The sequence below is a fragment of the Pseudomonas sp. WT-JTC genome, from assembly GCF_056711565.1.
Genome location: NZ_CM160042.1, coordinates 3,217,701 through 3,243,951, shown reverse-complemented (window position 1 = coordinate 3,243,951; position 26,251 = coordinate 3,217,701). Strand labels below are relative to the sequence as shown.

Here is a 26,251-nt window from a genome sequence, read left to right as displayed (position 1 = left end):
CTATACAATTAATATAGGTGCCTATGCATGTCAACTGTGCCCGATTCGAATCCCATGAAGCTGATCGGTCAGGTGTCCAGGACTTTTTCGCGCCTGGTCGATACACCGCTACGCGAACTTGGCCTTTCTGTCGGCCAGTTACCTGTATTGGTCACGCTCAAGAACGTCGGCGCCATATCACAGGGAGAGTTGGCCCGCATCGCTCGTGTCGAGCAGCCCAGCATGGCGCAACTGCTCAGCCGTATGGAGCGTGATGAGTTGGTGCAACGTGTGCTTGATCCGGCAGACGGGCGCAGCCGGCTGATCTCGCTGTCGGCACAGGCAACCCGTCAGTTGCCCAAAGCCAAACGCGTGATGGATCAAACCTGCAGCCAGGCGCTGGACGGTTTGAGTGCTGACGAACAAGCGCTGTTGCACGAACTGTTGCTGAAGGTAGATGCCAATCTAAACCGGGCCCTGGAACAAATGCAGAAAGGGAGTAAATAGGGGGGCTTGCCTTCAAAGGCTTTTGTGGCAAGTGACAGGGCGCAGGCGTTCGCAGGACCGGATGCCAGTGGAAGTCCCAGTGTTGCCTAGGGTAGGGGCAGGATGTATCGCGACGGCGTGTCGCGATTTTTGAAGTACTGCACGGCAAAATCGACGAAGGTCTTGACGCGTAACGGCAGCTTTTTGCCGCCCTCGGTCAACAGGTGAAACCCGGTGCTGGGGCATTGATAGTCTTCAAGCAGCGGGACCAGCCGTTTGGCCTGTATGTCGTCCGCCACCTCCCAGACCGATTTCCAGATGATCCCCAAGCCTTGAACGCCCCATTGGCGCAAAGTGAAACCGTCATTGGCCAGCCGATTGCCCTTGACCTGAATTGTGGTCGGCACGCCCTTGTCCATGAATTTCCACCGATCAAGTGTGAAATCCGCACTCAGGTGTACCAGGCAGTTGTGATGCTGCAGGTCTTCAGGGCTGAGCGGTGCGCCGTGCTGCTCAAGATACTGTGGAGAACAGCAAACTATGTGGCGGTCCACTCCAAGGGAGCGGGCGATAAGTGAGCTGTCCGGTAGGTCGCCAAACCTGATCGCAATGTCCGAGCCGGACTCGACAAAGTCCAGTACGCGGTCGGTGAGAAACAGGCGAATTCGGATATGGGGATTTTCGCTGATGAAACTATCGACCAGTTGGCTGATCCACTGCCGACCCAGATCGGTAGGGCACGTCAGGCCGATAGTGCCCAGCAGATCGCTGTGGCCGTTTTTGATGATGCTGTCGAGGGTGTCGACCTCTTCGAGAATTTTCTGGGAGTTTTCAAACAGCAACTGTCCTTCGGCGGTAGGGCTCAAGCTTCGGGTATTGCGCTTGAGCAAGCGCAATCCATAGAAGTCCTCCATTGCCTTGAGTCGACCACTCATGGCCGCTGGCGACAGGCCCATTTGCCGACCCGCCGTTGAAAGCGACCCTGTCTGAACGACGAGGCGAAACAGCCGCATGTCCTGCAATCGATCGACCATGGGGATTTCACCTCGTGAAAGTTACTTTTTACTGTTAGCAAAGTATCAGCCAATTATTCAGTAAAAACCATCTAATCAAAGAGACAACAGATAAGTTGAGCAAGTACGCAAGCGCTTTGGAATAGGGGTTTGAGGACACCTGTGAAGTGAATTCAAATATGTTTGTTGTCTGGTTCATCCTTCAGTTTTAGTGAAGAGTCAATTTCCTAAAATCGAATAGAAAAGTTCGGTTGATTGTTAATAATGCAAGCCAGTGCCTGTGAGTCACAATAAAAAGAGGGTTTATGCTATGCGTGTTCAATATCAAGAGGCCGCCCCTTCGATAGACCTGGCCGGTCAGTTCAAATTGGCAATGGGCCGCTTTGCCTCTTCTATAACCCTGATCACCACACTTGATGACGATGGTCAGCCCCATGGCTTGGCTGCGACTGCGTTTTCCTCGGTGTCGATGGATCCTGCGTCGGCCCTGATCTGTGTTAATCGCAGCGCCAGCGCCTCACCGATCATCAAGCGTTCCGGTCTGTTCTGCGTGAACATGCTGCAAAGTCAGCACGAACCGATCTGCAAAATATTCAGCCAGCCCGATCTGCGCGAACGACGTTTTGTCGAGGGTGATTGGCGCACGGGTGTTCACGGTATTCGTTACCTGGCCGACGCCCAGGCGGCGATCTTTTGCGAAGTGGTGCAGGAGATTGAACACGGTACGCACACGGTGATTATCGGCAACGTCATTTATGTCATCACTCAACCCCTGGAGGAGCCACTTCTATACATGGGAGGGCGCTATAGGGAACTGGGTCGTTAATTCGTAGTTATCACGTGCTGCTCGATCTTATAACAATTACATAAGAAGTGGATGTGGGTATGAATAATCAGTTGTTGGCAAAAACAAGACTACCCGGGGCGATTCCAAAGTGGGTCGGCTTGGATAACAGTGTGGCGGGGCCGATGGTCGGGCTTTTATTGTTATGTGCAGTATTAACCTTCTTCACCGATAGTTTTCTGACCTTGAGCAACCTGCTCAATGTGCTAGATCAAGTGACGGTGCTGGGCATCATGGCGCTGGGCATGACGCTGGTGATTCTCATCGGTGGCATCGACTTATCCGTGGGTGCAGTGCTGGCAGTGGCGATCATGGTCATGAGCTGGCTCGAACAGGTTCTCGGCCTGTCGATGTGGGTGGCCATGCTCGGGGCGATCGCCGTTGGTGCAGCGTGCGGTTCGACCACGGCCTTGCTGGTGGTTCGGGCAGGCCTTCCATCATTCATTGCGACGCTGGCGATGATGTCCATCGCCCGTGGCCTGGCCTATATGGTCACGGACGGCGCGCAAGTCAGCGGATTCCCGGAATGGTTCAGCAACCTCTCGGTTATCCGTTACGGCGGCGTGCTGTCGCTGACCGTAAGTTGCTTCGTGGTGCTGGCGCTGGTGTTCTGGTTCGTTCTCAAGTTCACGGTGGCCGGCCGCAGTCTGTATGCGATCGGCGGTAGTAGCAAAGTGGCCAAGCTCGCGGGTATCCGGGTCAAGGGTTACACCAGTGCGGTGTACATCATCTCCGGCATTTGTGCGGCCTTGGGCGGCATCATCATGACGTCTCGCCTGGACACTGCCGGTGCCGGCGCGGGTGTCGGCTATGAACTGGATGTGATCGCAGCCGTGGTGATTGGCGGTGGCAGCCTCAAGGGCGGCGCGGGGAGCGTGGTCGGCACGATCATCGGCGTGTTGATCATCGGCGTTTTGCGCAACGGCCTGAACCTGGCCGGCATTTCACCCTTCGTACAGCAAGTGGTCATCGGCGCGGTGATCGCCTTCGCGGTGATGCTCGATTTGCTCAAGCGCAAGGCTGACTGATCTCGGGCCATTGACTAGAACCGGCATCGTTCCACGCACAATAAAAAGGAAAAAAACATGAACCTGTCTGCTTTTTCGCTTCGTTTTCTGTGGTTGCCACTGCTGGGCTGCCTGATGTCGGCCGGTGTTTACGCACAAAGCAAACCTACGGACGAAATCACCGTCGGGATGTCGATCCCGAGCCTGCAATGGGTGTTCTACCTGATGGTCCGTGACGGCGTCATGGAACAGGCCAAGACCCTCGGCATCAAGAATGTGCTGGTGGCTGATGCTCAGGCCGATCCCGCGCGCCAGGTCAGTCAGATTCAGGACATGTTGAGCAAAGGAATCGATGTGCTGCTCTACACCGCGACCGGTAGCGCCGCTTCGGCCGTGCCGGTACGCCTGGCGCGACAGCAGGGTGTGCCGGTGATCTGCATTGACAACTTCCCGAAAAACGTCGAGTGCGACGCCTACATCTCCACCGACAACCTGGCCGCTGCGGGAGAGCTGGCCCGGCAAATGATCAAGTTGACGGGGGGCAAGGCTGAAATCGGCCTGCTGCAAGGGACTCTTGGCGATTCCACTGAAGTGGCCCGGGCCAAAGGCCTGGATGCGGTGTTGTCCGAGGCTCCGGAGATGAAAATCATTGACCGCAAACCGACTGACTGGCTACAGGACAACGGCTTCAAGGTCGCCCAGGACATGGTGCAAAAGAACCCGAAGATCAACGTGTTCATCGGTCGCTCCGATGCGCCGGCGCTCGGTGCGGCTCAGGCGGTAAAGGTAGCCAATATCGATCACAAGGTCTGGGTGTTCGGTTATGACGGTTTGCCATCTGCTCTGGAAGCGATTCGCGATGGAAAACTGGACATGACCATCACGCAACAAGCTGTGGAAATGGGGCGCTCCGCATTGCGTACCGCCGTCGATCTGCAGCAAGGCAAACAGGTGACCAAGACGCAGCTATTGCCGGCCTTCGTCACCACCCGGGAAAACGCAGCCGCCTTCCTCGAGCAGCATCCTTGAGAACGGTGAAGGGAGGGCAAGTCATGAGTGCGATCAATACCGCCCGGGAGCCGTTATTCCGCGCGAGCAACATCGGCAAGTCATTCAACTCGGTCAGGGTGCTGGAAGATATCAGCCTCGATATCGGCTATGGAGAAGTGGTGGCGTTGCTGGGGGAAAACGGCGCGGGAAAATCGACCTTTTCCTCCATCGTCGCCGGCGCACTGACACCGTCCAAAGGCTCGATGTTCCTGGCTGGTGAACCTTATGCGCCAACCGGGCCGGGAGCCGCCATGGCGCTGGGGATCAACATGATCCATCAGGAAATCCACCTGCTGCCTGACTTGAGCGTGGCGGAGAACGTTTTCCTCGGTCATCTGCCCACCCGCGACGGCATCATCGACCGTAAGACAATGTTCCGTGAAACAGAGAAGCAACTACGCCGCCTGGGTCTGGATATTTCGCCGGATACACCGGTGCGGCAACTGAAAATCGCCGCCCAGCAACTGGTGGAAATCGCCCGGGCCCTGACGCTCAACTCGCGTCTGTTGATTCTCGACGAGCCGACCGCAGCCCTGGGCAAGGACGAAACCGACCTGTTGTTCAAGCAAATCGAGGAACTGAAGAAGGAGGGTGTGTCCTTCATCTACATCAGTCATCGCATGGATGAAATTGCCCGGATCGCCGACAAGGTCGTGGTCATGCGCGATGGTCACCTGATCGCGCGTCACGACAGCGGCACGGCCGATGTCGGTGTCCTGGTGTCGCAGATGGTGGGGCGCCCGATCGACCGTTTGTTTCCGGAGTTGCCGGTCCCCGGGGATGCGGTGGTATTGAGCGTCGAGCAGCTGTCGGACAAGGCGGGGCGCTTTCAGGATGTGTCTTTTTCAGTGAAGGCCGGGGAGATTTTTGGCATTGCCGGCATCGTCGGCGCCGGTCGAACGGAACTGGTTCAGGCGATAGCCGGGTTGAGTGCATTGAGCCAGGGCAGGGTGATGCTGGGGGATCGATCACTGCCGGCCAATAACGTGCTGGCGGCGATCCATGCCGGCGTCGTGCTGATCCCGGAGGACCGCAAATCCGAAGGCGTGGTGCTGAGTCAGACGATTGCCGAAAACCTGGCCTACTGCAATCTGGATAGCCTCAGCTCCTGCGGTGTCATGGCCAACCACCGGGTAGCGGCATTCGCCCGTGAACGCATTGCGACGCTGGGGATCAAGGGCGTGGCGGGGCAGATGCTCGACAAGTTGTCCGGCGGCAACCAACAGAAAGTGGTGATCGCCAAATGGATCGCGCGCAATCCGAAAGTCATCATCCTCGATGAGCCGACCCGAGGCATCGACATGGGAGCACGCGCGGCGATTTACGAGCTGATCATCAATCTGGCTAAAACCGGGGTGTCGGTGATTGTCGTGAGTTCCGACCTGGAGGAGGTCATCGGTCTGTCCCATCGTGTGATGGTCATGGCGCGCGGCTGTTCCCAAGGCATCCTGCATCGGCCGCAGATTGCCCCCGACAGCATCATGACCCTGGCCACCGCGTGATGACGGGCATTAATCGAGGAGGATCAAACATGTCGGACCCGTACCAGGCGCTGGCGTATCGACCCTTTGCCGAGTTGCTGGATTTGTCCGGAAAAACCGCGGTCGTTACCGGCGGCAGCAGCGGGATCGGCTTCGCCATCAGTCGGCGTCTGGCCGAAGCAGGGGCCAATGTACTGATCGGCAGTCTGGCGCCGGAACGCAGCAGTGAGTTGATCGAGGCCGGTTTTTCCGTGGCCTTTCACGCCACCGATGTCAGTCGCCCGGATGATATTCAAGGGCTGGCGGACACCGCGATCGAGCGTTTCGGTGGCCTGGATATCTGGATCAATAACGCTGGCGTCTACCCGCTCAAGGCGATTGATGACATCGATGCGGGGTTCTGGGACGGACTGCACGCTATCAACACGCGCGCGGTGTTTCTGGGTGCTCAGGCCGCACAACGGCAGATGCGCCGGCAGAAAAGCGCCGGGGCGATCGTCAATCTGTCGTCGATCTGCGGTCACCGTCCCATGGCCAATCACTGCACCTATGACGCCTCCAAGGGTGCGGTACTGGCCATGACCCGAAGCTTGGCGAAGGACTTGAGTGCCTTCAACATCCGGGTCAATTCGATCTCGCCAGGCTTGACCGCGACACCGGGCAACCTGGAGCCGGAACTGCTTGAGCAGCACCGGCAGAACAACGTGTTGGGCAGCATCGGCCTGGGCCGGGCGGCCGAACCCTGGGAGATCGCCGATGCTGTGCTGTTCCTGGTTTCGCCGCTGTCGTCCTATGTGACAGGCATCGATTTGCTGGTGGACGGCGGCTGGTTGCTGCACGGAAGTTGAATCGCAAACAAAGCATTTGAGGGTGAGTTGCACGCGCTGATGTAACGCGTCACTTGCCCCGGATATTTAACCCATTCCTTGAACGTTGCGACTTGCAGCGCCGGCACTGGCACGCCTGCAAAACGAGCGCTCGTCATGAAAACGGTGTGCAGCGAAACAGTTTCGCAGTGCACCGGTCACTGAAAACAGCAGGAGAACGACATGAAACTCGCCATGTTCATGCAGCCACTTCATCACAAGGGCTGGGACTATCACGAGATGTACGATCAGGACATCGCGTGTGCTGTCCATGCCGACAGCGTCGGTTTTGATGAGCTTTGGGTCGGTGAACATACGTCACAGCGCACCGAACCGATCACCAACGCGCTGCAATTTCTGTCCACCCTGATTCCGCTGACCCAACGCATGAAACTGTGCACCGGCGTGCTGAATCTTCCGCACCATTTCCCGGCGCGAATCGCCGCCGATGCCGCGATGTTCGACCACATGTCCAAGGGGCGTTTCATCATGGGTATCGGCCCGGGTGGGCTGGCTTCCGACTTCGAGGTGTACGGCAGCAACGGCAAGGATCGTGGGCAGATGATGGTGGAGTGCTACGAGATGATCCGTGCGATCTGGAACTCGGGCGCGCCCTATGATTTTTCCTCGCAACACTACCAGGTCAACCTCAAGGATGCGGTGCACCACGAACTGGAAATCGGCTACATGCCGACGCCATTCCAGAAGCCGTTTCCACGGGTGGCAACCACGGCCATGAGTCCGTTTTCCGGCACCGCAAAACTCGCGGGCGCCAAGGATTGGGACCTGATGTCCGCCAACTTCAACCCGACGGCAACAGTGGCTTCCCATTGGCAGGCTTACTGTCAGGGCGCGCAAAGTGCCGGGATCAAGGCCGATGCCAATAATTGGCGCGTGGCCCGTTCGGTGTTCGTCGCGGACTCCCAGGCCCAGGCCGAAGACTATCTGGCGCAAGAGAGCTGCACGCTAAGGCGCTACTTCGACTACATGATCGACAACCTGGCCACCAACCATTACACCAAGATCTTCAAGACCCGCCCCGACATGACCGACGAGGAAGTGACGGTCGACCACTGCATCAAGGAAATGGTGATTTACGGCGACGTGAATTCCGTCACCGAGCAACTGGTGGCGTTCAGTGAGCAGACCGGGCCGTTCGGTACGCTGATGACCACTTTCCACGAGTGGGACGACGAAGCGCTGTGGCGGCGCTCGATGCAACTGACCGCGCAGCAGGTCATGCCGTGCCTCAACGACTACATGACGCCACGCTTGAAAGCGCAGTAATCGCCCGATTGCGCTGGGCTTATGTGCGGCCGCATCACGGATGCGGCCGAAACTCTGGTAATGCGCCTGGATACGACATATGACTGATTTGACAGATTTCCGCGATAGCGCGGAGCACGCTTTTGAACTGACCGAGAAGGAGTTGGCTCGACTGCGGGAAAAAGCCCAGTTCATTCGCCTGGAAACCATCCGGTTGATCGAGATCGCCAAGGTCGGCCACTACACTTCGGTGTTCTCCGCCGCCGAGTTGTTCGCCGCGTTGTATTACGACGTGATGGACCTGCGATTCGCCGAGCCCAAATGGCCCGACCGCGATCGTTTCATGATGGGCAAGGGGCATGCGGCCGTCGGGTTGTTTCCGGTGTTGGTGGAGTGGGGCTTCTTCGCCAAAGAAATCCTCGACAACTACACGCGCCTGGGCAATCCGCTGGGCGACCATCCTGATATGCGCAAAGTCCCAGGTGTGGATTTCTCCTCCGGTTCCATCGGTCATGCTCTGTCCGGCGGGCTGGGCATGGCCCTGGCCGGGCGGATGCTGGGCAAGACGTTCACCACTTACGTGATGCTCGGCGACGGCGAAATGCAGGAAGGCCAAGTGTGGGAAGCGGCGCTGTCGGCGGCCCACCATAAAACTGCAAACCTGGTGGCGATCATCGACCGCAATGGCTATCAGCTTGACGGTAATGTCGATGACGTCATCGGTATCGAGCCGCTGGCGGACAAGTGGATTGCATTCGGTTGGGAAACCCATGTGGTGGATGGTCATGATCTGGCCGCAGTCACGAGCCTGTTGCGTCGCCTCAAGGCCGACACGACCCGCACACAACCGGTGTGCATCATCGCCAATACGGTCAAGGGCAAAGGGGTTTCCTACATGGAAACCGAGCCGGGTTGGCACCTGGGGTATCTCGATCCCGAAGATGCGCAACGTGCTATCGACGAAATCAAAAGCAAGGTGATCTGACTCATGAATACCGCACCTCTGTCGAACAACTCCTGGCAATACCGGGAACTGAACAGCCAGACACCGAGCTTGAATGCCTTGTCGGATGCCTTGATCGAACTGGTCGAACGGGGCGAGCCGGTCGTTGCCGGTACCGCTGACCTTCAATACTCCAACGGTCTGTCAAAATTCGCCGAACTGCATCCAGAGAAATTCGTGCAGTTTGGTATTTCCGAACAGAACATGGTGTCTGCCGCCGCCGGGATGGCGGCAGTAGGCATGAAGCCGTTCGTGGCGACCTTTGCATCCTTCCTGCCATTGCTGTGCTGCGAGCAGATCCGCATGGACGTGGCGTACTCCGCCTTGCCGGTGCGCCTAATCGGCCACCACGCGGGGATTTCCCTGGGCTTTTACGGCACCTCGCACCACGCCACCGAAGACCTGGCGATCATGCGTTCGATTGCCGATATCACGGTAGTTGCTCCCGCCGATGGCAATCAACTCAAGGCTGCGATTCTCGCTTCGGCCAACTATCCGCAACCGATCTACTTTCGCATCCAGCGCGGGCGTGATCCGGTGGTGTACGAAACCGTTCCCGATTTTGTCTTCGGCAAGGCAACCGTGCACCTGACTGGCGATGAACTGACCATCATCGCGACCGGTTCCACGGTTCACCCCGCCCTAGAAGCGGCGCGAGCCTTGAATGCCGCCGGGCGCTCGGTAGGCGTGATCGATATGACCACCATCAAGCCATTGGACCGTGAGGCGGTACTGACCGCCGCGCGCAACAGCCGGTCCATTCTTACCGTTGAAGAACACAACATCATTGGCGGTCTGGGTGGCGCCGTGTGTGAAGTGATCGCGGAGGAGGGCATTGGGGTGAAAGTGCGACGTCATGGAATTTACGACGAGTACAGCCTCATTGCGCCGCCGACTCACCTCTATCGGCATTACCGGCTGGATGCGGCGGGTATCGAAAGCGTGGCGCTGGAGGTGTTGGCCTAAGCCTTGATATCGGGCGCAGGCGTTTGACTGACCGGCAGTAACGCCATACCGGTTTTCCCCTTTAGGCCTAATGGGCCTGACGTGCAACGAGGGTCTTCATTGACGATCACCCTGGTTGCACGTTTTTTTATGGGTGTGATTTGTCCGGGATAGAACATTCGTCAGCGCATAAAAAAGCTCACCGAAGTGAGCTTTCAAAGTCTCGGCAGTTCGCGGTTATTACCATTGAACCCCGCTGTTCTCGATCCACTGCAAAATCGATTCGCGCTTTGGCTTCCAGCCGAGCAGGGTGCGCGCATTGACCGCCCGCACGCGGCTGTTGGAGCCGATGGCAAAGCGCGCCCAATCCCCAAGCTTGGCAATTGCATCATCGGCCGGCCAACTTTGAATCTCGCCGCCAAAGCCAAGGGATTTACTGATGGACGCAGCGATTTCGAGGAACGATGCTTCGCCGTTCTCGGCGAAGAACAACGAGGCCGACGGGGCCTTCTCGATGGCCAGACGATAAAGCTCTGCCAGATCCTCGATGTGCACGTTGGACCAGCGATGCACCCCGGCGCCCATGTAGGCCCCGGCGCCATATTTGCGCGATTGCGCGAACAGCTTGGGCAGCTGATCGCTTTTTGCCGGCAACCCCAATGATTCGCCGTAGATCATGGTCGGGCAGAACACGATGCTGCGAATGCCTTGCTCGACACCTGCGCGCCGCACGACCTGGTTGATGTGGACCCGATCCTTGCGGATGTCCATGGGGGTGAATGGCGTCTCGTCGGTGAAGATCTCGGCACGCTCATAAGCACCGCGAGCATCGTCACCCACAACACTTGAGCCTGAGGTGTGCAGCAGTACTTTTCCGCTGCCGCTCAGAGCGCTGATAAAGGTTTGAACCGAGGCCAGATGATCCGAGTTGGCCGCATTCACGACAGCGTCTGCTGCACGCGCCTGTTCGCTGAGAATGAAAGCGTCATCCAGGGTGCCGAGCACAGGGGTGATGCCCAGCGCCAGCAGCGCACTGCGCTGTTCCGGGTTACGCAGCAGGCCACTGACTTCATGACCCGCATCTACCAGATATTTGGCAATCGAACCGCCGATGTAACCGGTCACACCGGTAACGAAAATTTTCAATGTTCTGTCTCCTTCGCATCTTGAGTTTGCCCGGCCTTTACTTGAAACAAAGGCGCGGTCATTCCTGGTTAAGGAATCTCTTCACGATACGACGAGGTCCGTTTGTGAGCTAGACTGCTCTAACTACAAGTATCTGTGAATACAGTTCATGCTAAATCTCAAAGACATCAACCGCTCTGGCGAAATGGAAGTGTTCACCCGAGTCGTCAATGCAGGCACGTTCTCCGAGGCCGCCCGGCGTTTGGACATGTCGCCCTCGGCGGTGAGCAAGTTGATCGCCCGATTGGAAACGCGGCTGGGTGCGCGTTTACTTCATCGCTCGACCCGACGCCTTGAGCTCACGGCCGAAGGCGAGCGATTCAACAATGAATGCCTGCGTATTCTTGAGCTGATTGACTCCGCCGAGCGTGATATTGCCAATGTGGCCAAACCTAGCGGGTTGATTCAGGTCAATGCCAACCTTCCTTTTGGCCTGCATTGCCTGCTACCGCAATTGCCTGATTTTCTGGCGGCTTACCCTGACATCACCCTGAACGTAGAGCTGACCGATACCGTTGTGGATCTACTGGAGCGACGCGCGGATGTCGCGATACGTACCGGACCGATGAAGGAGTCGAGCCTGGTTCAGCGTCGGCTGGGTGAAAGCCGAATGATCACGGTGGCTTCACCCGCGTACATCGCACGATACGGTCAGCCGAAAACCCTGGATGACCTGCAACGACATAATCGGCTGAGCTTTGGTTTTCATCGTCATTCGCAGGCCTGGGTTTATCGCGACGCCGAAGGCCAGCGCATCGAGATTGAACCCAAAGGCAATGCGTTGCTCAGTGATGGCGAGAGCATGCGTCAGTCTGCGTTGGCTGGTTTGGGTATCGCTCGACTCGCGAGCTTCCATATCAATGCCGATATCGAGTCGGGGCGTTTGATGCCGCTGCTGGAGCAGTTCAACAGCGGTGAAACCGAGGCCATTCATGCGGTGTTTATCGGCCCTGGACAGCAACTACCCCATCGCGTCAGGGTCTTTATTGATTTTCTGTTGGAAAGGATTGGCCCGCATCTCAAACCTTAATGACGGCAGGTCAAGCACCCATTTTCAGAGTTTTGTTAAAGCAGTCTTCTGCAACCCTTGAAAGACTTCAGCCCGAGCCTGGGGCAAGATTTTGCGCATAACAACAAACAAGGCAGCTTTCATGGATTATCAACTGACTGGCAAAACCGCACTCATCACAGGCGGGGCGACAGGCATTGGCAAGGCCATCGCCCAACGCTTCATCCTCGAAGGTGCAAAGGTTGTCATTAGCGGGCTTTTGGCAGACGAAGTGAATGCGGCGGTTGAAGAACTGGGCGACTCCAGCAGTGGCCTGGTTGCCGATCTGACGCAGGACGGGGCGGCGGAGCGCCTGGTCAACATGGCTCTGGAGTCCGGCCCGATCGACTTCCTGATCAATAATGTCGGGATATTCGAAGTCAGGGATTTCTTCGAAACAGACGATGCCCAGTGGTTTCATTACTTCAACGTCAATGTCATGAGCGGTGTACGCATGACTCGCCTGGTGATGAAGGCAATGCTTGATCGCGGACAAGGTTCAATTGTGTTCATCAGCAGTGAATCCGCAGTCAAGCCGCAGCCGTGGATGGTTCACTACGGAGCGATGAAAACGTGCCTGTTGGGCATTTCCCGGGCGTTGGCGGAATTGACCAAAGGTACCGCCGTACGGGTCAACTCGATACTGCCGGGGCCAACCTGCACCGATGCAGTCAAGCGCTATCACCGGGAAATCGCGCAAGAGAAAGGCATCTCGGCGCAACAGGTGGTACACGATTATTTTGACGAAACCGAACCGACATCCTTGATCAGACGCATGATCGAGCCCGAAGAGGTGGCCTGCAGTGTCCTGCACCTGGCAGCTTCGCCGGCGCTCAACGGCATGGCCATGCGCATTGAAGGTGGAACCATACGGTCGATACTTTGAACGGGGACCGGCTCTCTCACCCTTGCGAAAGGACAGCACTTCACCGTGCTGTCCTCTTCTTGCCTATCCCGCGGACAGGGCAGTCCGGGCCACCTCAGCGAAATAATGCGCACCGGTGGTCAGGACATTGTCGTTGAAATCGTACTTGGCGTTGTGGAGGGGAATACCCCCTTCACCCGCCTTTTCGCCATTGCCGATGAACACAAAATTGCCGGGGACGCCTTGAAGAAAGGCACCAAAATCCTCCGAGATCATCATCGGCTGGATTTCAGCATTCACGTTGTCTGCGCCAACGATTTTTATCGCGGCAGCAACAGCGATGGGGGTGCACTGCGCCCAGTTCACCGTAGGTGCGAACTCGTGGGAGTATTCGAACTCGCAGGAGGCACCATGGAGCTTGCAAATGCCTTCGGCGATTTCTCGCATCCGCATTTCCAGCATGGCCTGGACGTCGGGCGCATAGCTGCGAGTGTCCCCCTTGATCACGACATTGGTTGGAATCGCATTGCGGATTCCATCAGTGATGAACTCTGTGCATGAAATCACCGCCGGAACGCTGGGGTCGAGGTTTCGGGAAATGATGGTCTGCAATGCCAGCACGACTTCAGCCGCGATGACGATTGGGTCAACCCCCATGTGCGGGCGTGCCGCATGCGTCCCCTGACCCTTGATTCGGATAACGAAGTTATCTTCACTGGCCATGATCCCCCCTGAGCGAGTCGCGATCGATCCTGCGGGTAGCCCGGGCATGTTATGAGCACCGTAGATCGCATCAACAGGAAAGCGCTCAAACAGACCATCGGCGATCATCGCTTTTGCACCACAGCCGTGTTCTTCGGCCGGCTGGAAAATGAAACGCACGGTGCCATTGAAATCGCGACTTTCGGTCAGCAGCTTGGCGGCTCCGAGGATCATCGTCATGTGACCGTCGTGACCGCAGGCATGCATCTTGCCGGCCGATACGGAGGCGTAATCGCGTCCAGGTGCATCTTCATGGATATGCAGCGCATCCATATCGGCACGCAGGCCTACGACCGCCGGACCATCACCGATCTTCAGACTCGCGACCAACCCCGTGCCACCAATGCCCCGGTGAACTTCCAGGCCCATCGAGGCGAGCGCATTGGCAACGTAGTCAGAGGTCTGCAGTTCTTCGAAGCCGACCTCGGGATGTTGGTGCAGGTGATGACGCCAGCTCACAAGCTGTGCGTGGAAATCGTCTTGGTTGATCACTGGAGCTGCTCCTTCTCTCTTCTAGTCACAGGTGTTTTTGTTTCTGCCATTGGCGCTGGCGCTCGATCACCGCTTCCCCGGATTCACCCACCAGACTTTCGTATACCGTTGGTGCAGTGGCACCTTCGGTGCTGATGATCAGGATTCGAGAGTCACTGTTGATGCCGATTTTTCTGGCGGCCTCTGAATCGCGCACCAGTATTTGAACAGCCGCCAGACCGGCCACCCCCGACTCACCGGCAACGATGGGAATATCGTTTGCGCTCCCTTGAGCAAGCTTGCGCATCGCGGTTACAGCTGCGTGGTCAGCGATGGTCAAAAAGAAATCGATGCTCGGCTCGAGGAATCGCCACGCGAGGGGAGAGGTTTCACCACAGGCCAAACCCGCCATGACGGAATCTACCGAGCCTGTCGCTTTCGCAGGACGTCCCTGAACCGCGCTTTGATAAAGGCAGTCAGCCTGTCGGGGTTCAACCATCACGAAGGCAGGTCGTTGACCTTGATAAATTTCCCAGAGGTAGCTGCTGATCCCGGCTGCCATTCCGCCGACTCCCCCTTGCAGGAAGACGTGGGTAAAGGGGCAGGGCGCCTTCGTATCACCCGTGGTTTGCTCTATCAGTTCGGCGGCGATGGTGCCGTAGCCCTGCATCACATCCCGAGGGACAACCTCATAACCTTCGTATGAAGTATCGGAAACGACGGGCCATCCGTTCTGCTGCGCAACCTTGGCCGTGTGCTCGACAGACTCATCGTAGTTGCCTTCAATGCGGACGATGCGGGCACCGTAAGCTGCAATCGCAGCCTCGCGCTCGGCACTCACGTTGGCGTGCAAGACAATGACACATTTGCAGCCGACGCTTTGAGCGGCGGCAGCCAGGGCCCGGCCATGATTCCCGTCGGTGGCACTGATAACGGTGAAGTCACCCAGACGTTCTCGATACATGCCTGTAATAAGCCCTTTGGGGTCAAAGGATTCCAGGGGCATGAGGCGCAGAATCAGCCTGATCAACGCGATGGGCGCGCCGAGCGCCTTGAAGCTGGCCAAGGGGGAGCGTGTCGACTCATCTTTCACCCAAAATCGGGCGACACCAAGCTCTGCTGCAATGCCGGGAAGCTCCCACAGCGGTGTTGCGTCCTGGCTCAGATGCTCCCAGCTCGATAGCCAGTCTCGTGATTCATGTGCTGAGCCGACGCTCATGACTTCCTTGAGGTCGGCAGGATAAGGGCAACGAGAGGCGCGAGGATTTACGAATAACATACCGGTTCCTTGTAACTCATTGAGAAGTGGTGTGTGGACGGGCGCAGACAGGCCACCATCCCTATGGCATGAATGGCGTTGCGTTGGATGCAATGTCAGCGCGTGACAGGGTCAGTCATGCGGTAGTCGTTCTGTAGCGCCCTAAAAACTGGCGAACTCGCTCACTCTCTGAATTCGTGAAGAACTTTTCCGGTGCAGCTCGTTCAATGATCTGTCCTTTTTCAATGAAGACGACTTCATTTGATACGGCGCGAGCGAACTCCATTTCATGAGTGACGATGACCATGGTGAAACCGTCCTCGGCCAGCGAGCGCATCACTGCAAGGACTTCACCGACTAGCTCCGGATCGAGAGCAGAGGTCGGCTCATCGAACAGAATGACTTCAGGGTTCATCGCCAGGGCTCTGGCAATGGCTACGCGTTGTCGTTGCCCTCCCGACAAAGACCAGGGGTAAGCATCGTGTTTATGAGAAAGGCCTACCTTTTCCAGCAGTGCAACGGCGTGATCGTTGGCATCCTTTCGGCTTACGCCCATGACATGAATAGGGGCTTCGGTCACGTTCTGGAGCACCGTGAGATGCGGCCAGAGATTGAAACTCTGGAACACCATGGCGGTTCGAGCGCGCATGGCAGAAAGCTCGCGGTTTGACATGGGTTTAACCCCACCGCTCTTGACACCCATGCGATCCCCGCCGATGTAGATCTCACCGTCGTCAGGCACTTCCAGCCAGTTGATGCAGCGCAGCATCGTGGATTTACCTGAGCCTGATGAGCCCAAAACGCTGACGGTCTGTCCTCGTTCAACCTTGAGGTTGATTCCGCGAAGAACCTCGATACCGGCGAAGTGCTTATGGAGGTCACGTATTTCAACGACTGGAGCTGACTTATTCATGTACCAATCCTCTTTTCTGCGCCCGCCGGCCAAGGCGACGTAATAACGCCTCTACACACAATGTGATGGACCAATAGAGAACAATCACAAATATGAAAGGTGGTAGCGGAACGAAATATTTAGCTTGAACAGCAGATGCCGCAGCCGTGAGATCCATCAGGGTAATGATCGATAAAAAGGCGGAGTCCTTCAGCAGGCAGACTAATTGGTTGCCAAACAGCGGTCCTGAACGCATCACCATTTGCGGTAGCAAGATTCGCCAATACATCTTGGAGTTGATGAAGCCATGAGCATAGGCAGCTTCTGCCTGCCCGGAGGGCAACGAAGTTCTCGCAGCACGGAGAATCTCGGCGAAATAAGCACCGTGATAAGTAATCAACGCAATGAACCCGGCCGACCAAACATCCATGCGAATGCCAACGTTAGGAAGACCGTAATAAAGCAGATATAGAAAAATCAGGAACGGCAGCATCCGCATGAGATCCAATCCCCCACGTACAAGCCGTCTGGGAATATTGTCCCGCCCCTCTAACAGGAAGGCGATAAAACAGGCCAACAAAAATGAAAACACCGCCGATACGCAAAAAAGTATGAGGGTGTTCTGGAGGCCAATCGAGAACACATACAGGTTGTCCCACAGCATTTTAATTCCGTTCATGGGATCCCCTACATGGCCAGGCGCTTGGCGCGCGAATCTGCGATCCGCTGGAAGCGAACAAGGCCACCAATGATCAAAATATAAAGAAGGCCTGCCGCAAGGATGGGCGGAAGCGGATCGTAGGTAACAGCAGCAATTCGGTTGGTGACACGGGTTAAATCCACAATGCCAATCATTGCTATCGCCGGACTGCTTTTGACCAGGAGAGACATTTCATTCACCAGCCCGGGAAGACTTGTCGTCAACATCTGCGGAAGCATGATGCGTCGCAGGGTCAATCCCGTGGTCATGCCCGCTGCTTTTGCCGCCTCCAGTTGTTCGCGCGAAAAGCTGGTCAGGGCGCTACGCCAGATCTCGGCGTTAAATGCGGTGGTATTGATAGTCATCGCCGCAATGGCAACAACTCGCGCATCGACTTCCCAGCCAACCGAAGGTGCTATTACAAACAGAAATAGAACCAGGGTGACCATCGGTGTAGCCCTGATCAAGCTGACATACACAGCGAGAGCCTGACTGACTACGGGGATTTTTGCTGCACGCAACATCGCAACAACCAGCCCCAGAATGATGCCGAATACTATTGATACGCCGGAAACCCAAATGGTCGTCCAGCCAGCATAAAGTAGAGTGATCCAGTCACTGCTATCCATTGAATACGTCCTTCGAACAAGTCCTTTGACTCTTTGCTATCTACCGAGTCAAAAGAATAAGTTGCCGACCTGACCATCGTTGACAACACTTTTTGCCAACGATGGAGGCGCTCAGGTTATTTCGCTGTCAGCTGTGTGAATTGTTCCCCGGATGTAATGGGATCGTGCGGCAAATTGTCGAATGATTGCCCGAGCCATTTCTTCTGCAGCTCAGCGAGCTTGCCAGTTTCGCGCAAGTGGTTGACAAAACCACTCAGATAATCGAGTAGTTCCTTGTTGCCCTTGGCCACTGGCCAAGCGATATAGCCCATACTTGAAGTAGCCTCGCCAACGGCAAATACCTTTGGTCGCTCTTTTACCAGCATGTTGGCAGGGACGATCGAATTGACGACGTAGTCCAGCCGATGATTGGCCAAGTCGGCATACGCCTCCGGGTAAGATTGATATTGAACTATCTTGCCTATCGCTCCGCCGGAGGCTTTCAGTTTTGCATCCAGTTGCGTCAATCGTGCCAGTTGGGCACCACCGGCCTGTACACCAACGGTCATCCCCGAAAGACTTGAAATATTCTTGATGCGGTCGTCGTCTGCCCGTTTTATGTAATACGAGACCTCGGGGGCAACCGGTGCAACGAAGTCAAACGCTCCCAACCGCTCCTCAGTAACGCCAGCACCCGTGATTGCTGCGTCGTATTTACCGGATGTGACACCGGCCAGCAGGCCGGTCCAAGGCATAATGTCTTGGTTTACCTTGAATTGTGCGTACTTGCGCAGCTCCGCGATAACGTCCTTGTGAAAGCCGTCCGACTCACCATCCTTGATAAACTCAAAGGGATAATAGCTGTCTTCAGTTGCAACATTGAGTGTGCCGCGACTTTTGATCTCTGCCAGGCTGGCCGCATTAGCCATGCTGGTAATACCAAGGGTAGTGCTGAGGATAATACTCGCCGCGCTAATTGCGAGAAGACGACTCGCTTTGAACATGAGACTTCGGTCTGTGCGCTTTTCTTGAACGATATGCATCGTGAAACTCCCATTGGATAGGTGGCGGGGCAGTACCAAACTAAAAGCTGCGATTGCTGTTGGGATAGCTTTGATCATGCTTTCTCCGCTCTTATTGTTTTTTGCAGTTGAAGGCGCAGCCCTTGCCTGACAGGCAGGTGGGATAGAAGGATGCTAATGCGTCGGGTGCGCACGATTGCTCGAAAATCGAGTCGTCAAATGCATCATCGTTGCGTTTTCAGTATTTTGTTGCGCAGGTTGGGGGAGAAGGTGCAAGAGTGGAGGGGCTTTACGCAACGAATGAGCGTTCAGTGCGCTTTTCTGCTGTAATGGGTTCGCCCAAGCGAAGGAGACTCAAGATGCAACTTGATGCCTATGACCGAAAAATCCTCAGCTTCCTTCAAGAGAACAACCGGATTTCCCAGCGCGAATTGGCAGAAGGCGTGAACCTGTCTCCCTCTGCAGTCAATAGAAGAATCGCAGCATTGGAAGCTGCAGGTGTAATAAAACACAACGTCAGTATTGTGGACCCTGCTGCTGTCGGGCGCCCCATCACCGTTATTGTCGAAGTCAAGCTCGAGAATGAGCGACTTGACTTGCTGGATGAGATAAAAAAGCGCTTTGTTAGTTGCCCACAAGTGCAACAGGTTTATTACGTGACGGGCGACTTTGATTTTTTGTTGGTGTTGAATGTCAAGGATATGACTGAGTATGAGCAACTCACTCGTGAGCTTTTCTTTTTTGGGAATATCAAGCAGTTCAAGACATTCGTGGCGATGCAGAACAATAAGAGAACTTTCGCGATTCCCATGGATGCCGAGTGAAATGCAGATCCGTGCAGGCCGGCAGCGCGGACTTGTCCCGCGCCACCGGTTCAGCGCCCCTCTAGAGGTGAACCTGCAACTGAGGTCCTGTCACCGTCCTTCCACAGGCCAGGTGTCGGACAGGCGATAGCCCGCGGGGAAGGGGTCCGACGGATCGAGGGTATGTTGATGCGTTCCGGTAATCCAGGCTTGTCCGGAGATCAGAGCTGGCTCTTCAGCGCGTGAGTCGCCTGGGTTATGTTCGCGGTCATTGATGTTGACATAGGCATGCTGTGAACCCTGATTGATATCCGTGGTGTAGAGCTTGATAAGCTCTCCGCGGGGGATGCCAGTCTCCAGCAGCAATTCAATCATTAGCCAATTACGCAACTGCAGTCGTTCCGGGAACGGATTTTCCACAGCGCTGGGGCGAATTAATGTGCGAATGATCTGGAGTTGCGTATCTGTCAGGCTGCGGTAACGAGTGCGGTCCGGTCGAACATTGATGATATGGCTCTCAAAACGCCGCTCAATGACATCGGCGACATCTGCACATACCACCTCAATGTTAGCCAGGGTGGCTGAGTTCTGACGGGCGCGCGGGATGTACCGGCTGACACACCAGGACAGGTACTGCTTCAGCAACTGCAGATATTGGTCACGGCTACGCGGGTCGATCTGCAGAAAAGGTGCCGTTGCAGCCGTGCCAATTTGACCTGAAGAGAACCGGCACTGAATCAGCTTCATCGGCAGCCACCTCAATCTATGACTCGCCATGAACACGAAGGACATGGCCCGTTGACAGAGTGGACGTCAGAAGCAGGTTTGTCGAATCAAGGTCTTACGACGCTCATGAACATTTCTAACATAGCCCGCCGTTTAACATAATATACATTATGCGAACCGCCATATACGGGCCTGAGGGGCTCTGGTGATGTCGAGATTTGTGAGGAACATCTAAAAATTAGAAAAATGCATTTAAAAACTATAATCCTCTACAAATCAACAAGATGGCCTACACCACATTCAGGGTTCGTTAATTTTCCCGGCGGTAGCTTAGCGCCCACAGATTTAGAGCTTCCATCGATTTCATTTGATGTTTACCACTGGACGCGTCTAAATCAACTGTCTTCGATCCAACGGCAGACAATTGAGCGCCAACATTTAAAAATTAGACAGAGTCGCCAGTCGACATTTAAAAATTATAGTGGACTACAGCTCGCATAACGGCTCTAGCACGGCAGTTTCAGCGGTCACCCATCCACGCAGCGGCCTACGTAAATCCTGGACTTTCACCAAGGCTAGAAAGGCTCAGATTTTTACAAGGGTCTTTTTGGTATCAGCTTGTTCGTTTACGGCATTGCTTACGCCACAGGTCCACCTGCATGCACGTCGCTGTGTGAAATCTGCGGCGTTCAGCGTGGAGTTGGTGCGCAGATTTCAAGGGCTGCCATGCGTGCTAAAGACAAACGCAGGCTGATTTATATGCAGATATTGCAGGTTAGGCGGTGCCACCTTGCGATTGAAGCCTGTGGAGCTTTCCTCCCACCAATACCCTGGGAGCTCGCCAGAATTTGGCTGGATGAAAAGCTCAGTAAAATGCTCGTCTGGTACCGTTGTTAACTACAATTTTGACTTGTTAACTACGGTGGTTAACAAGTCAAAAAACAAGTTTACAGAGTAATACTGAACCTGCGTGTTAGCCCTTGATTCTCCTGGCGCGCCTGGGAATTCAAAGCTCCGTAATGCTGTTCGAACTCCGGGGTTTGCCAGTCGAAATGTATACCCCTATTATCACTGGCGTCTCACTGTCAACAGCGACCGTAATCATCAGATTCGGTTAGGTTGGAGATCATCAGAACGCCATGAAGCGTCACGTCTGACGAGTGATTTGTGCTATTGAGGATAGTCTATGCACTACGAACCGCCTGAGGTACCTTAACAGTTTTCATATGGAGAATATCAGCCAACTCAACTAAACGGCTATTTAGTTGAGTTAATCCCAAGTGTTCTATGACCAAGGGACTGGTGCCACCTCGTTCGAGCAGGCTGCGGACACTCCGCATTTGCGCTGACAGAGAACGGAAATGCTAAGCACACGCCAAAACCATTGCTAGCTGCTCGGCATGAGGCCGAAGCGCCTCGTCTGGCTGGTTTCGCTATTAGTATCGAGTACCGACTCCTGTCGCTCAGCCTAAGCAAAGGTGAAAACATGAGCCCGTTAGCAGCATCGCCAGCGACACTTTCTCGCATTTTTAACGAGACAAAACTACCCCTGTAGCGCCTCGCGCTGTCGACCATCTCAAACGTCACCTATCGCCGACGGCGGTCTCATGATGATGGGTGTCTGCCCTCCTCCTTCAACCGAATTTTCACCTTTGGGAATTGACGGAAATTCAGAGCCTTTTATGCCTATGACTATGGCGACGGTGGTAGCGCCATTTATGTCGCCAACTCTTACTACTCTGACTTCAACCTGAAAGATGAGCAGTCCTGGCAAGGGAAACAAGAAAGGCGAATTGCGCGGCGATTGGCAAAAACGCTTGGCGCAATCACGCTGAACCAAGGTTATTGACGATGGCTACCTATTGAGTGATCGATGTTCCAGATAGCGCCCACCGATACTTACGATTAGGTACAGAAGCAACATACCTCCTGCGATACCAAGAGTCGCCGGCGCTCCAAATCGTGCCGCGACCAACCCCGCCAGCATCCCGCCTATAGCCTCAAATCCGAATCGCATGGCGATATAGAATGCGACTACGCGACCACGTAGCGAGCTTGGTGCGCCGCTTTGCAACTGCATATTTGTGCTCACGTTGCTCACCGTGATGCCGAAGCCAAGCAGCACCAATCCAAATAATGCCATCGGCAAGCTTCCGGCGAGGAACACTCCCAGCAGCGCGAAGCCGCAGACAAGCGCTCCGCCATCGGTGAAATATCGCAAACGAGACAGCGATCCACTGAAGGCTAAAATCAGGGTTGCCACGAAAGCACCAGCACCGGCGGCACCCCATACACGGCGGCCTCGGTGGCCCAGATGGTCTTGCCATCGATGCAGATAGCAATCTCTACATTGCCCATACCGGTTTCGGCTCAATCTGGAAACTATCAAAAGTCGCAGAGCCTCTGCAGCGCATCGTCTCCTGTGCCGGCATCAGCAATACCAACCTGGCGTTCGGTGGCGAGGATGGTCGGTATCGGCATTTGGCTCCCGCAAATCATCAAAAGCCTCGGTATCGCCAGCGGCATGGTAGGACTGGTCGTGGCCCTCCCCTATCTGCTAGGTGCGATTGCCATGACTCTATGGGCTCGCTTGGCCAATCAAAGCCGACTACGCTTACCTTATGTTGTGGGCGCTTTGTCGATGGCTGCTGCGGGGCTTGTCGCTGCGGCATTAATTGAGCATCCAGTTTTGAAGATTGCCTGCCTCTGTTTAACTGTCGCAAGCATCCTTTCCTTCCAAGCGACGTTCTGGGCAATCCCATCAACCTTCCTCACTGGTCGCGCCGCTGCTGTTGGGCTTGCAATGATTGTATCAATCGGCAATCTCGGCGGATTTACGGGCCCCTTCATGATTGGCCTGATCAAAGATGCCACCCATAGCTACTCGATGCCTTTCTTCGCGGTGGCGGCAATACTTTTGGTTGGGACATGCTTGATGGTGTGGCTGGGAGATCCCGCTCGACTAAAGCCAGAGAATCACCAAGTAGCCACTAGCACTGCCTAATTGGGTCAATACCAGTAGCCCGCCATTTGCTGGATGGGTAATAAAAAGAGCCCGCGCCTAGGGCCGCCACTCGCTTTGTGTGAGGAGATACCGCGATGACGACGCTCAACTCCGGGGCCCAGCCCCAGAACCGCACGCCACAATCCATAGGCTTTCTGCTGCTGGATAATTTCACATTGATTTCCCTGGCCTCGGCGGTCGAACCGCTGCGTATGGCCAACCAGCTATCGGGTCGTGAGCTGTATCGCTGGTCTACCCTGACCGTAGATGGCGGTCAGGTGTGGGCCAGTGACGGCCTGCAAATCCCCCCCGACGCCGCCATGCACAAGGCCCCGACCCTGGACACTGTGATCGTTTGCGGTGGCATCGCTATTCAACGCACCGTTACCCGTGAGCACATTACTTGGCTGCAGAGCCAGGCGCGTCAGTCCAAGCGCCTCGGCGCGGTGTGCACCGGCAGTTGGGCATTGGCCAGCGCCGGCTTGCTTGATGGATTCGATTGCAGCGTGCACTGGGAATGTCTGGCCGCCATGCAGGAAGCCTTCCCGCGAGTGAACATGAGCACCCGGCTGTTCACCCTCGATCGCAACCGCTTCACCAGCTCCGGCGGCACCGCGCCGCTGGATATGATGCTGCACCTGATCAGTCGCGATCACGGTCGTGAACTGTCGGCGGCGATCTCGGAAATGTTCGTCTACGAGCGCATCCGCAACGAACAAGATCATCAGCGCGTGCCACTCAAGCACATGCTCGGCACCAACCAGCCGAAGCTGCAGGAAATCGTCGCACTGATGGAAGCCAACCTGGAAGAACCGATTGATCTGGATGAGCTGGCCGTCTACGTTTCGGTGTCGCGCCGTCAACTCGAGCGCCTGTTCCAGAAGTACCTGCACTGCTCGCCATCGCGGTACTACTTGAAACTACGCCTGGTTCGTGCACGGCAACTGCTTAAGCAAACGCCGATGTCGATCATCGAAGTGGCGTCTATCTGTGGCTTCGTATCTACACCACACTTTTCCAAGTGCTACCGCGAATACTTCGGTACTCCGCCACGCGACGAGCGCGTTAGCTCCAACACCGCGAAACACGTCGCGATGATTCCGTTGCCGCAAACCCTGGTGCTGTCACCGTTGTCCAGGGCGTTGTCGACGCTCAACGACGCCCGCGACGAATCAACCTTTGCCAGCGTCCGTCTTTAGGTTTTGCATCATGCTGAGCCGAAAACTTATTTTCTTCCCAAAATGCGGAGCGTTGAAGGGTGATGCATCTATAAAACCACTACAGCCGGTCGCACCTAATGTAATAGCTAGCTGGCTTCAAACCTGTGCCTGAGGACAGACTTAAGACAGGATTCGTAGTCGAATTCCAGGCTGCGCTGGCAATGGAATTGGAGCCGTGAGATTCGATGAGCAAGGATAGAGAAGGCGGGGAAGGCCGGAGCTTGCTCGACAAGATCAAGGCAGGCGAGCCATTGATGGAGCTTGCGGTGCAGGCGTTACACCGCTACCACGAGGCACAAGAAACGCAGTCTGTGAAGGAAGTGGAGAAGCTACGCCTCGAAGCGGAGGCGTTGTTCGCGGCTGTTCACGAGTATCAACGCCAAGCCCTCGGCGGGCCTAAACCTCAGTTGCATTGAGCGAAATCCCGGAGAGCAATCAAGGCAGTATTCGACACGGCCCCAATCGGCGCCGGAATATCGCTGACTTGGCCAACTTTACCTCCCTCCTCCGCCACCCTGCCGACCGTCCACGATCCTCAACCTTTAATGTCGTGACGCCGTCCTACAGCCCGGTAACGTGTCGCGTATCGACATGATCTAGAAGCACCGCTTTGATACCATTTCATGATGTTCTCTTCCCATCAGGGAAACAGGGAGACCATAGACCCCCGGCAGGGCCAACCTCCGGGGTTTTGCTTTTCTTTCCCCCTCCCCGCGTCATAGTCTTAACTGCGGTTCAGCTCTTCGACCAACACCTTGTTAAAACTGGCCGGGTCTGCCATCTGTGGTACATGGCCTTTGCCTGCAAACTCGATCAACCTCGCTCCCGGAATCAACTTGGCTGCCTACTTCCCAAGGACACGGTAGTAACCGATCTTCGCCTTGATATCAGGCGGGGCAATGAAGCAGTACTCCGCATAAAAAAGGGCCGTAACCGTTCGGGTACCTGTCGCGAACAGGACAGACTTTGCGCTCCCGGCTAGGACGTGACGGTCAGCGTGCGCTGTCGATGATTTGGCCACCGTCTGGTGTCAGGCTGTACCCCGTCAGAAATTGTGCATCCTTGCTGGCGAGGAACAGCACGACCGGCGCAATGTCCTCTTCGGGTGATCCATAACGGCCAAGTGCGTTAGTGGGTGCAGGCACATCGGCTGCTGCCCCCCAAGTGTCAGCGACCGGCATGACATTGTTTACCGTGATCTTGTCAGCGCCCCACTCCCTTGCCGCCGAGCGGGTCAAGGCACGTACCGCCTCCTTCGCCATGTTGTATGGGGCATAACCCTGCAGGCCGATGACACCGGCCAACGATGCAAAGTTGATGACCCTACCCTCCCCGCTGGCCTTGAGGTGGGGGTAGCAGGCTTGCATCGTCCGTAGATAGGCAATCGGCCCCATCTCTAGATTGCGTTGCAATTGCTCAGCCGACAGATCGAGAACCGATGAAAAGACGGCTGAGGGGTCGAAGGCATTGTTCACAAGAATGTCGATCCGGCCAAATTCAACCACGACCTTTTCCACGGCAGCTTTGATCTGATCCGGATCGGCGACATCACAGACTATGCCGAGGGCGATGCCGCCCGCTGCCTGGATCTCAGCGACGACACCAGCAACATTTTCAGCCGTCCGTGAAACGACCGCCACTTTCGCACCGTCTCTTGCAAAAAGCTTGGCAGTAGCGCGGCCGATACCACGGCCGGCTCCAGTGACGATGGCTACTTTCCCATTGAGTCGGGACATTTTCATCTCCA

Annotated in this window: 24 protein-coding genes and 4 pseudogenes; 16 read left to right on the top strand and 12 right to left on the bottom strand. The window is 55.8% G+C overall.

Going from position 1 to position 26,251, the window contains the following annotated elements; translation table 11 throughout:
- The first annotated feature begins 54 nt into the window (after window positions 1–54).
- A complete protein-coding gene (locus AC06G5_RS14870) occupies window positions 55–486 on the top strand; it encodes a MarR family winged helix-turn-helix transcriptional regulator (protein WP_413424348.1) in 432 nt (143 codons plus the stop codon).
- 86 nt (window positions 487–572) lie between these two features.
- On the opposite strand, the gene AC06G5_RS14865 is transcribed toward AC06G5_RS14870, so the two are convergent.
- The gene (locus tag AC06G5_RS14865; RefSeq protein ID WP_413424350.1) at window positions 573–1,499 is read right to left on the bottom strand and encodes a LysR family transcriptional regulator; all 927 of its coding nucleotides are present in this window, start codon (window positions 1,497–1,499) and stop codon (window positions 573–575) included.
- Between the two features lie 289 nt (window positions 1,500–1,788).
- Here AC06G5_RS14865 and AC06G5_RS14860 point away from each other — a divergent pair, with 289 nt between their 5' ends.
- The 8 genes from AC06G5_RS14860 (at window position 1,789) to AC06G5_RS14825 (ending at window position 9,961) form a co-directional block, all read left to right on the top strand.
- On the top strand, window positions 1,789–2,304 hold the full coding sequence (locus tag AC06G5_RS14860; RefSeq protein ID WP_413424352.1) for a flavin reductase family protein: 516 nt from the start codon (window positions 1,789–1,791) through the stop codon (window positions 2,302–2,304).
- Window positions 2,305–2,363: 59 nt separating this feature from the next.
- Complete coding sequence (locus tag AC06G5_RS14855) at window positions 2,364–3,350, top strand: ABC transporter permease (protein ID WP_413424354.1); 987 nt, start codon at window positions 2,364–2,366, stop codon at window positions 3,348–3,350.
- A 57-nt stretch (window positions 3,351–3,407) separates the two neighbouring features.
- Window positions 3,408–4,358 carry a substrate-binding domain-containing protein gene (locus tag AC06G5_RS14850; protein WP_480459797.1) on the top strand — a complete coding sequence of 317 codons (951 nt, stop codon included), beginning with the start codon at window positions 3,408–3,410 and terminating at the stop codon, window positions 4,356–4,358.
- Window positions 4,359–4,381: 23 nt separating this feature from the next.
- Window positions 4,382–5,881 (top strand): sugar ABC transporter ATP-binding protein, encoded by a 1,500-nt coding sequence (locus AC06G5_RS14845; protein WP_413424358.1) that lies wholly within the window; start codon window positions 4,382–4,384, stop codon window positions 5,879–5,881.
- A 29-nt stretch (window positions 5,882–5,910) separates the two neighbouring features.
- Window positions 5,911–6,708, top strand: a complete 798-nt coding sequence (locus AC06G5_RS14840; RefSeq protein ID WP_413424360.1) for an SDR family NAD(P)-dependent oxidoreductase — start codon at window positions 5,911–5,913, stop codon at window positions 6,706–6,708.
- Between the two features lie 201 nt (window positions 6,709–6,909).
- Entirely contained in the window at window positions 6,910–8,013 is a 1,104-nt protein-coding gene (locus tag AC06G5_RS14835; protein WP_413424362.1) for an LLM class flavin-dependent oxidoreductase, read from the top strand.
- A gap of 79 nt (window positions 8,014–8,092) precedes the next feature.
- Entirely contained in the window at window positions 8,093–8,977 is an 885-nt protein-coding gene (locus tag AC06G5_RS14830) for a transketolase (RefSeq protein WP_413424364.1), read from the top strand.
- Window positions 8,978–8,980: 3 nt separating this feature from the next.
- Window positions 8,981–9,961 carry a transketolase family protein gene (locus tag AC06G5_RS14825; protein WP_413424366.1) on the top strand — a complete coding sequence of 327 codons (981 nt, stop codon included), beginning with the start codon at window positions 8,981–8,983 and terminating at the stop codon, window positions 9,959–9,961.
- Between the two features lie 219 nt (window positions 9,962–10,180).
- Here the strand turns inward: AC06G5_RS14825 and AC06G5_RS14820 are convergent, their stop codons facing one another.
- Window positions 10,181–11,086: an NAD-dependent epimerase/dehydratase family protein gene (locus AC06G5_RS14820; protein ID WP_413424368.1), complete on the bottom strand. Its 906-nt coding sequence runs from the start codon at window positions 11,084–11,086 to the stop codon at window positions 10,181–10,183.
- A gap of 148 nt (window positions 11,087–11,234) precedes the next feature.
- Between AC06G5_RS14820 and AC06G5_RS14815 the strand changes: the two genes are divergently transcribed.
- Window positions 11,235–12,155, top strand: coding sequence for a LysR family transcriptional regulator (locus AC06G5_RS14815; RefSeq protein WP_413424370.1), 921 nt, complete (start codon window positions 11,235–11,237; stop codon window positions 12,153–12,155).
- A gap of 121 nt (window positions 12,156–12,276) precedes the next feature.
- The gene (locus AC06G5_RS14810; RefSeq protein WP_413424372.1) at window positions 12,277–13,059 is read left to right on the top strand and encodes an SDR family NAD(P)-dependent oxidoreductase; all 783 of its coding nucleotides are present in this window, start codon (window positions 12,277–12,279) and stop codon (window positions 13,057–13,059) included.
- 63 nt (window positions 13,060–13,122) lie between these two features.
- Here the strand turns inward: AC06G5_RS14810 and AC06G5_RS14805 are convergent, their stop codons facing one another.
- The 6 genes from AC06G5_RS14805 to AC06G5_RS14780 form a co-directional block, all read right to left on the bottom strand.
- On the bottom strand, window positions 13,123–14,292 hold the full coding sequence (locus AC06G5_RS14805; protein WP_413424374.1) for a M20 aminoacylase family protein: 1,170 nt from the start codon (window positions 14,290–14,292) through the stop codon (window positions 13,123–13,125).
- A 25-nt stretch (window positions 14,293–14,317) separates the two neighbouring features.
- Window positions 14,318–15,550 (bottom strand): diaminopropionate ammonia-lyase, encoded by a 1,233-nt coding sequence (locus tag AC06G5_RS14800; RefSeq protein ID WP_413424376.1) that lies wholly within the window; start codon window positions 15,548–15,550, stop codon window positions 14,318–14,320.
- Window positions 15,551–15,665: 115 nt separating this feature from the next.
- A complete protein-coding gene (locus AC06G5_RS14795; protein WP_413424378.1) occupies window positions 15,666–16,442 on the bottom strand; it encodes an amino acid ABC transporter ATP-binding protein in 777 nt (258 codons plus the stop codon).
- Window positions 16,435–17,100 (bottom strand): amino acid ABC transporter permease, encoded by a 666-nt coding sequence (locus AC06G5_RS14790; protein ID WP_480459795.1) that lies wholly within the window; start codon window positions 17,098–17,100, stop codon window positions 16,435–16,437. Before AC06G5_RS14790 ends, AC06G5_RS14795 begins: the two co-directional genes overlap by 8 nt.
- A gap of 8 nt (window positions 17,101–17,108) precedes the next feature.
- Window positions 17,109–17,750 (bottom strand): amino acid ABC transporter permease, encoded by a 642-nt coding sequence (locus AC06G5_RS14785; RefSeq protein WP_007979518.1) that lies wholly within the window; start codon window positions 17,748–17,750, stop codon window positions 17,109–17,111.
- Between the two features lie 116 nt (window positions 17,751–17,866).
- Window positions 17,867–18,850 carry a transporter substrate-binding domain-containing protein gene (locus AC06G5_RS14780; protein ID WP_413424382.1) on the bottom strand — a complete coding sequence of 328 codons (984 nt, stop codon included), beginning with the start codon at window positions 18,848–18,850 and terminating at the stop codon, window positions 17,867–17,869.
- A gap of 260 nt (window positions 18,851–19,110) precedes the next feature.
- On the opposite strand from AC06G5_RS14780, the gene AC06G5_RS14775 reads away from it, so the two are divergent.
- The gene (locus AC06G5_RS14775) at window positions 19,111–19,575 is read left to right on the top strand and encodes an Lrp/AsnC family transcriptional regulator (RefSeq protein WP_413424384.1); all 465 of its coding nucleotides are present in this window, start codon (window positions 19,111–19,113) and stop codon (window positions 19,573–19,575) included.
- A gap of 90 nt (window positions 19,576–19,665) precedes the next feature.
- On the opposite strand, the pseudogene AC06G5_RS14770 reads toward AC06G5_RS14775, so the two are convergent.
- Window positions 19,666–19,779 (bottom strand): annotated as a pseudogene (locus AC06G5_RS14770) (proline racemase family protein); the annotation flags it as partial.
- Between the two features lie 2,356 nt (window positions 19,780–22,135).
- A pseudogene (locus tag AC06G5_RS14765) lies at window positions 22,136–22,573 on the bottom strand (MFS transporter); the annotation flags it as partial.
- Between AC06G5_RS14765 and AC06G5_RS14760 the strand changes: the two are divergent.
- From AC06G5_RS14760 to AC06G5_RS14745, 4 genes and pseudogenes are all read left to right on the top strand, one after another.
- Window positions 22,537–22,689: pseudogene (locus AC06G5_RS14760) on the top strand (hypothetical protein); the annotation flags it as partial. The pseudogenes AC06G5_RS14765 and AC06G5_RS14760 sit on opposite strands and share 37 nt — an antisense overlap.
- A gap of 55 nt (window positions 22,690–22,744) precedes the next feature.
- On the top strand, window positions 22,745–23,284 hold the full coding sequence (locus AC06G5_RS14755) for an MFS transporter (RefSeq protein WP_480459793.1): 540 nt from the start codon (window positions 22,745–22,747) through the stop codon (window positions 23,282–23,284).
- Between the two features lie 95 nt (window positions 23,285–23,379).
- Complete coding sequence (gene gbdR, locus AC06G5_RS14750; RefSeq protein ID WP_480459791.1) at window positions 23,380–24,483, top strand: choline metabolism transcriptional regulator GbdR; 1,104 nt, start codon at window positions 23,380–23,382, stop codon at window positions 24,481–24,483.
- Between the two features lie 242 nt (window positions 24,484–24,725).
- Window positions 24,726–24,920, top strand: coding sequence for a hypothetical protein (locus tag AC06G5_RS14745; RefSeq protein WP_480459790.1), 195 nt, complete (start codon window positions 24,726–24,728; stop codon window positions 24,918–24,920).
- 308 nt (window positions 24,921–25,228) lie between these two features.
- On the opposite strand, the pseudogene AC06G5_RS14740 reads toward AC06G5_RS14745, so the two are convergent.
- Together AC06G5_RS14740 and AC06G5_RS14735 are read right to left on the bottom strand one after the other, a co-directional pair.
- Window positions 25,229–25,405 (bottom strand): annotated as a pseudogene (locus AC06G5_RS14740) (alpha/beta fold hydrolase); the annotation flags it as partial.
- 91 nt (window positions 25,406–25,496) lie between these two features.
- A complete protein-coding gene (locus AC06G5_RS14735; RefSeq protein ID WP_413424390.1) occupies window positions 25,497–26,240 on the bottom strand; it encodes an SDR family NAD(P)-dependent oxidoreductase in 744 nt (247 codons plus the stop codon).
- Window positions 26,241–26,251: the final 11 nt, after the last annotated feature.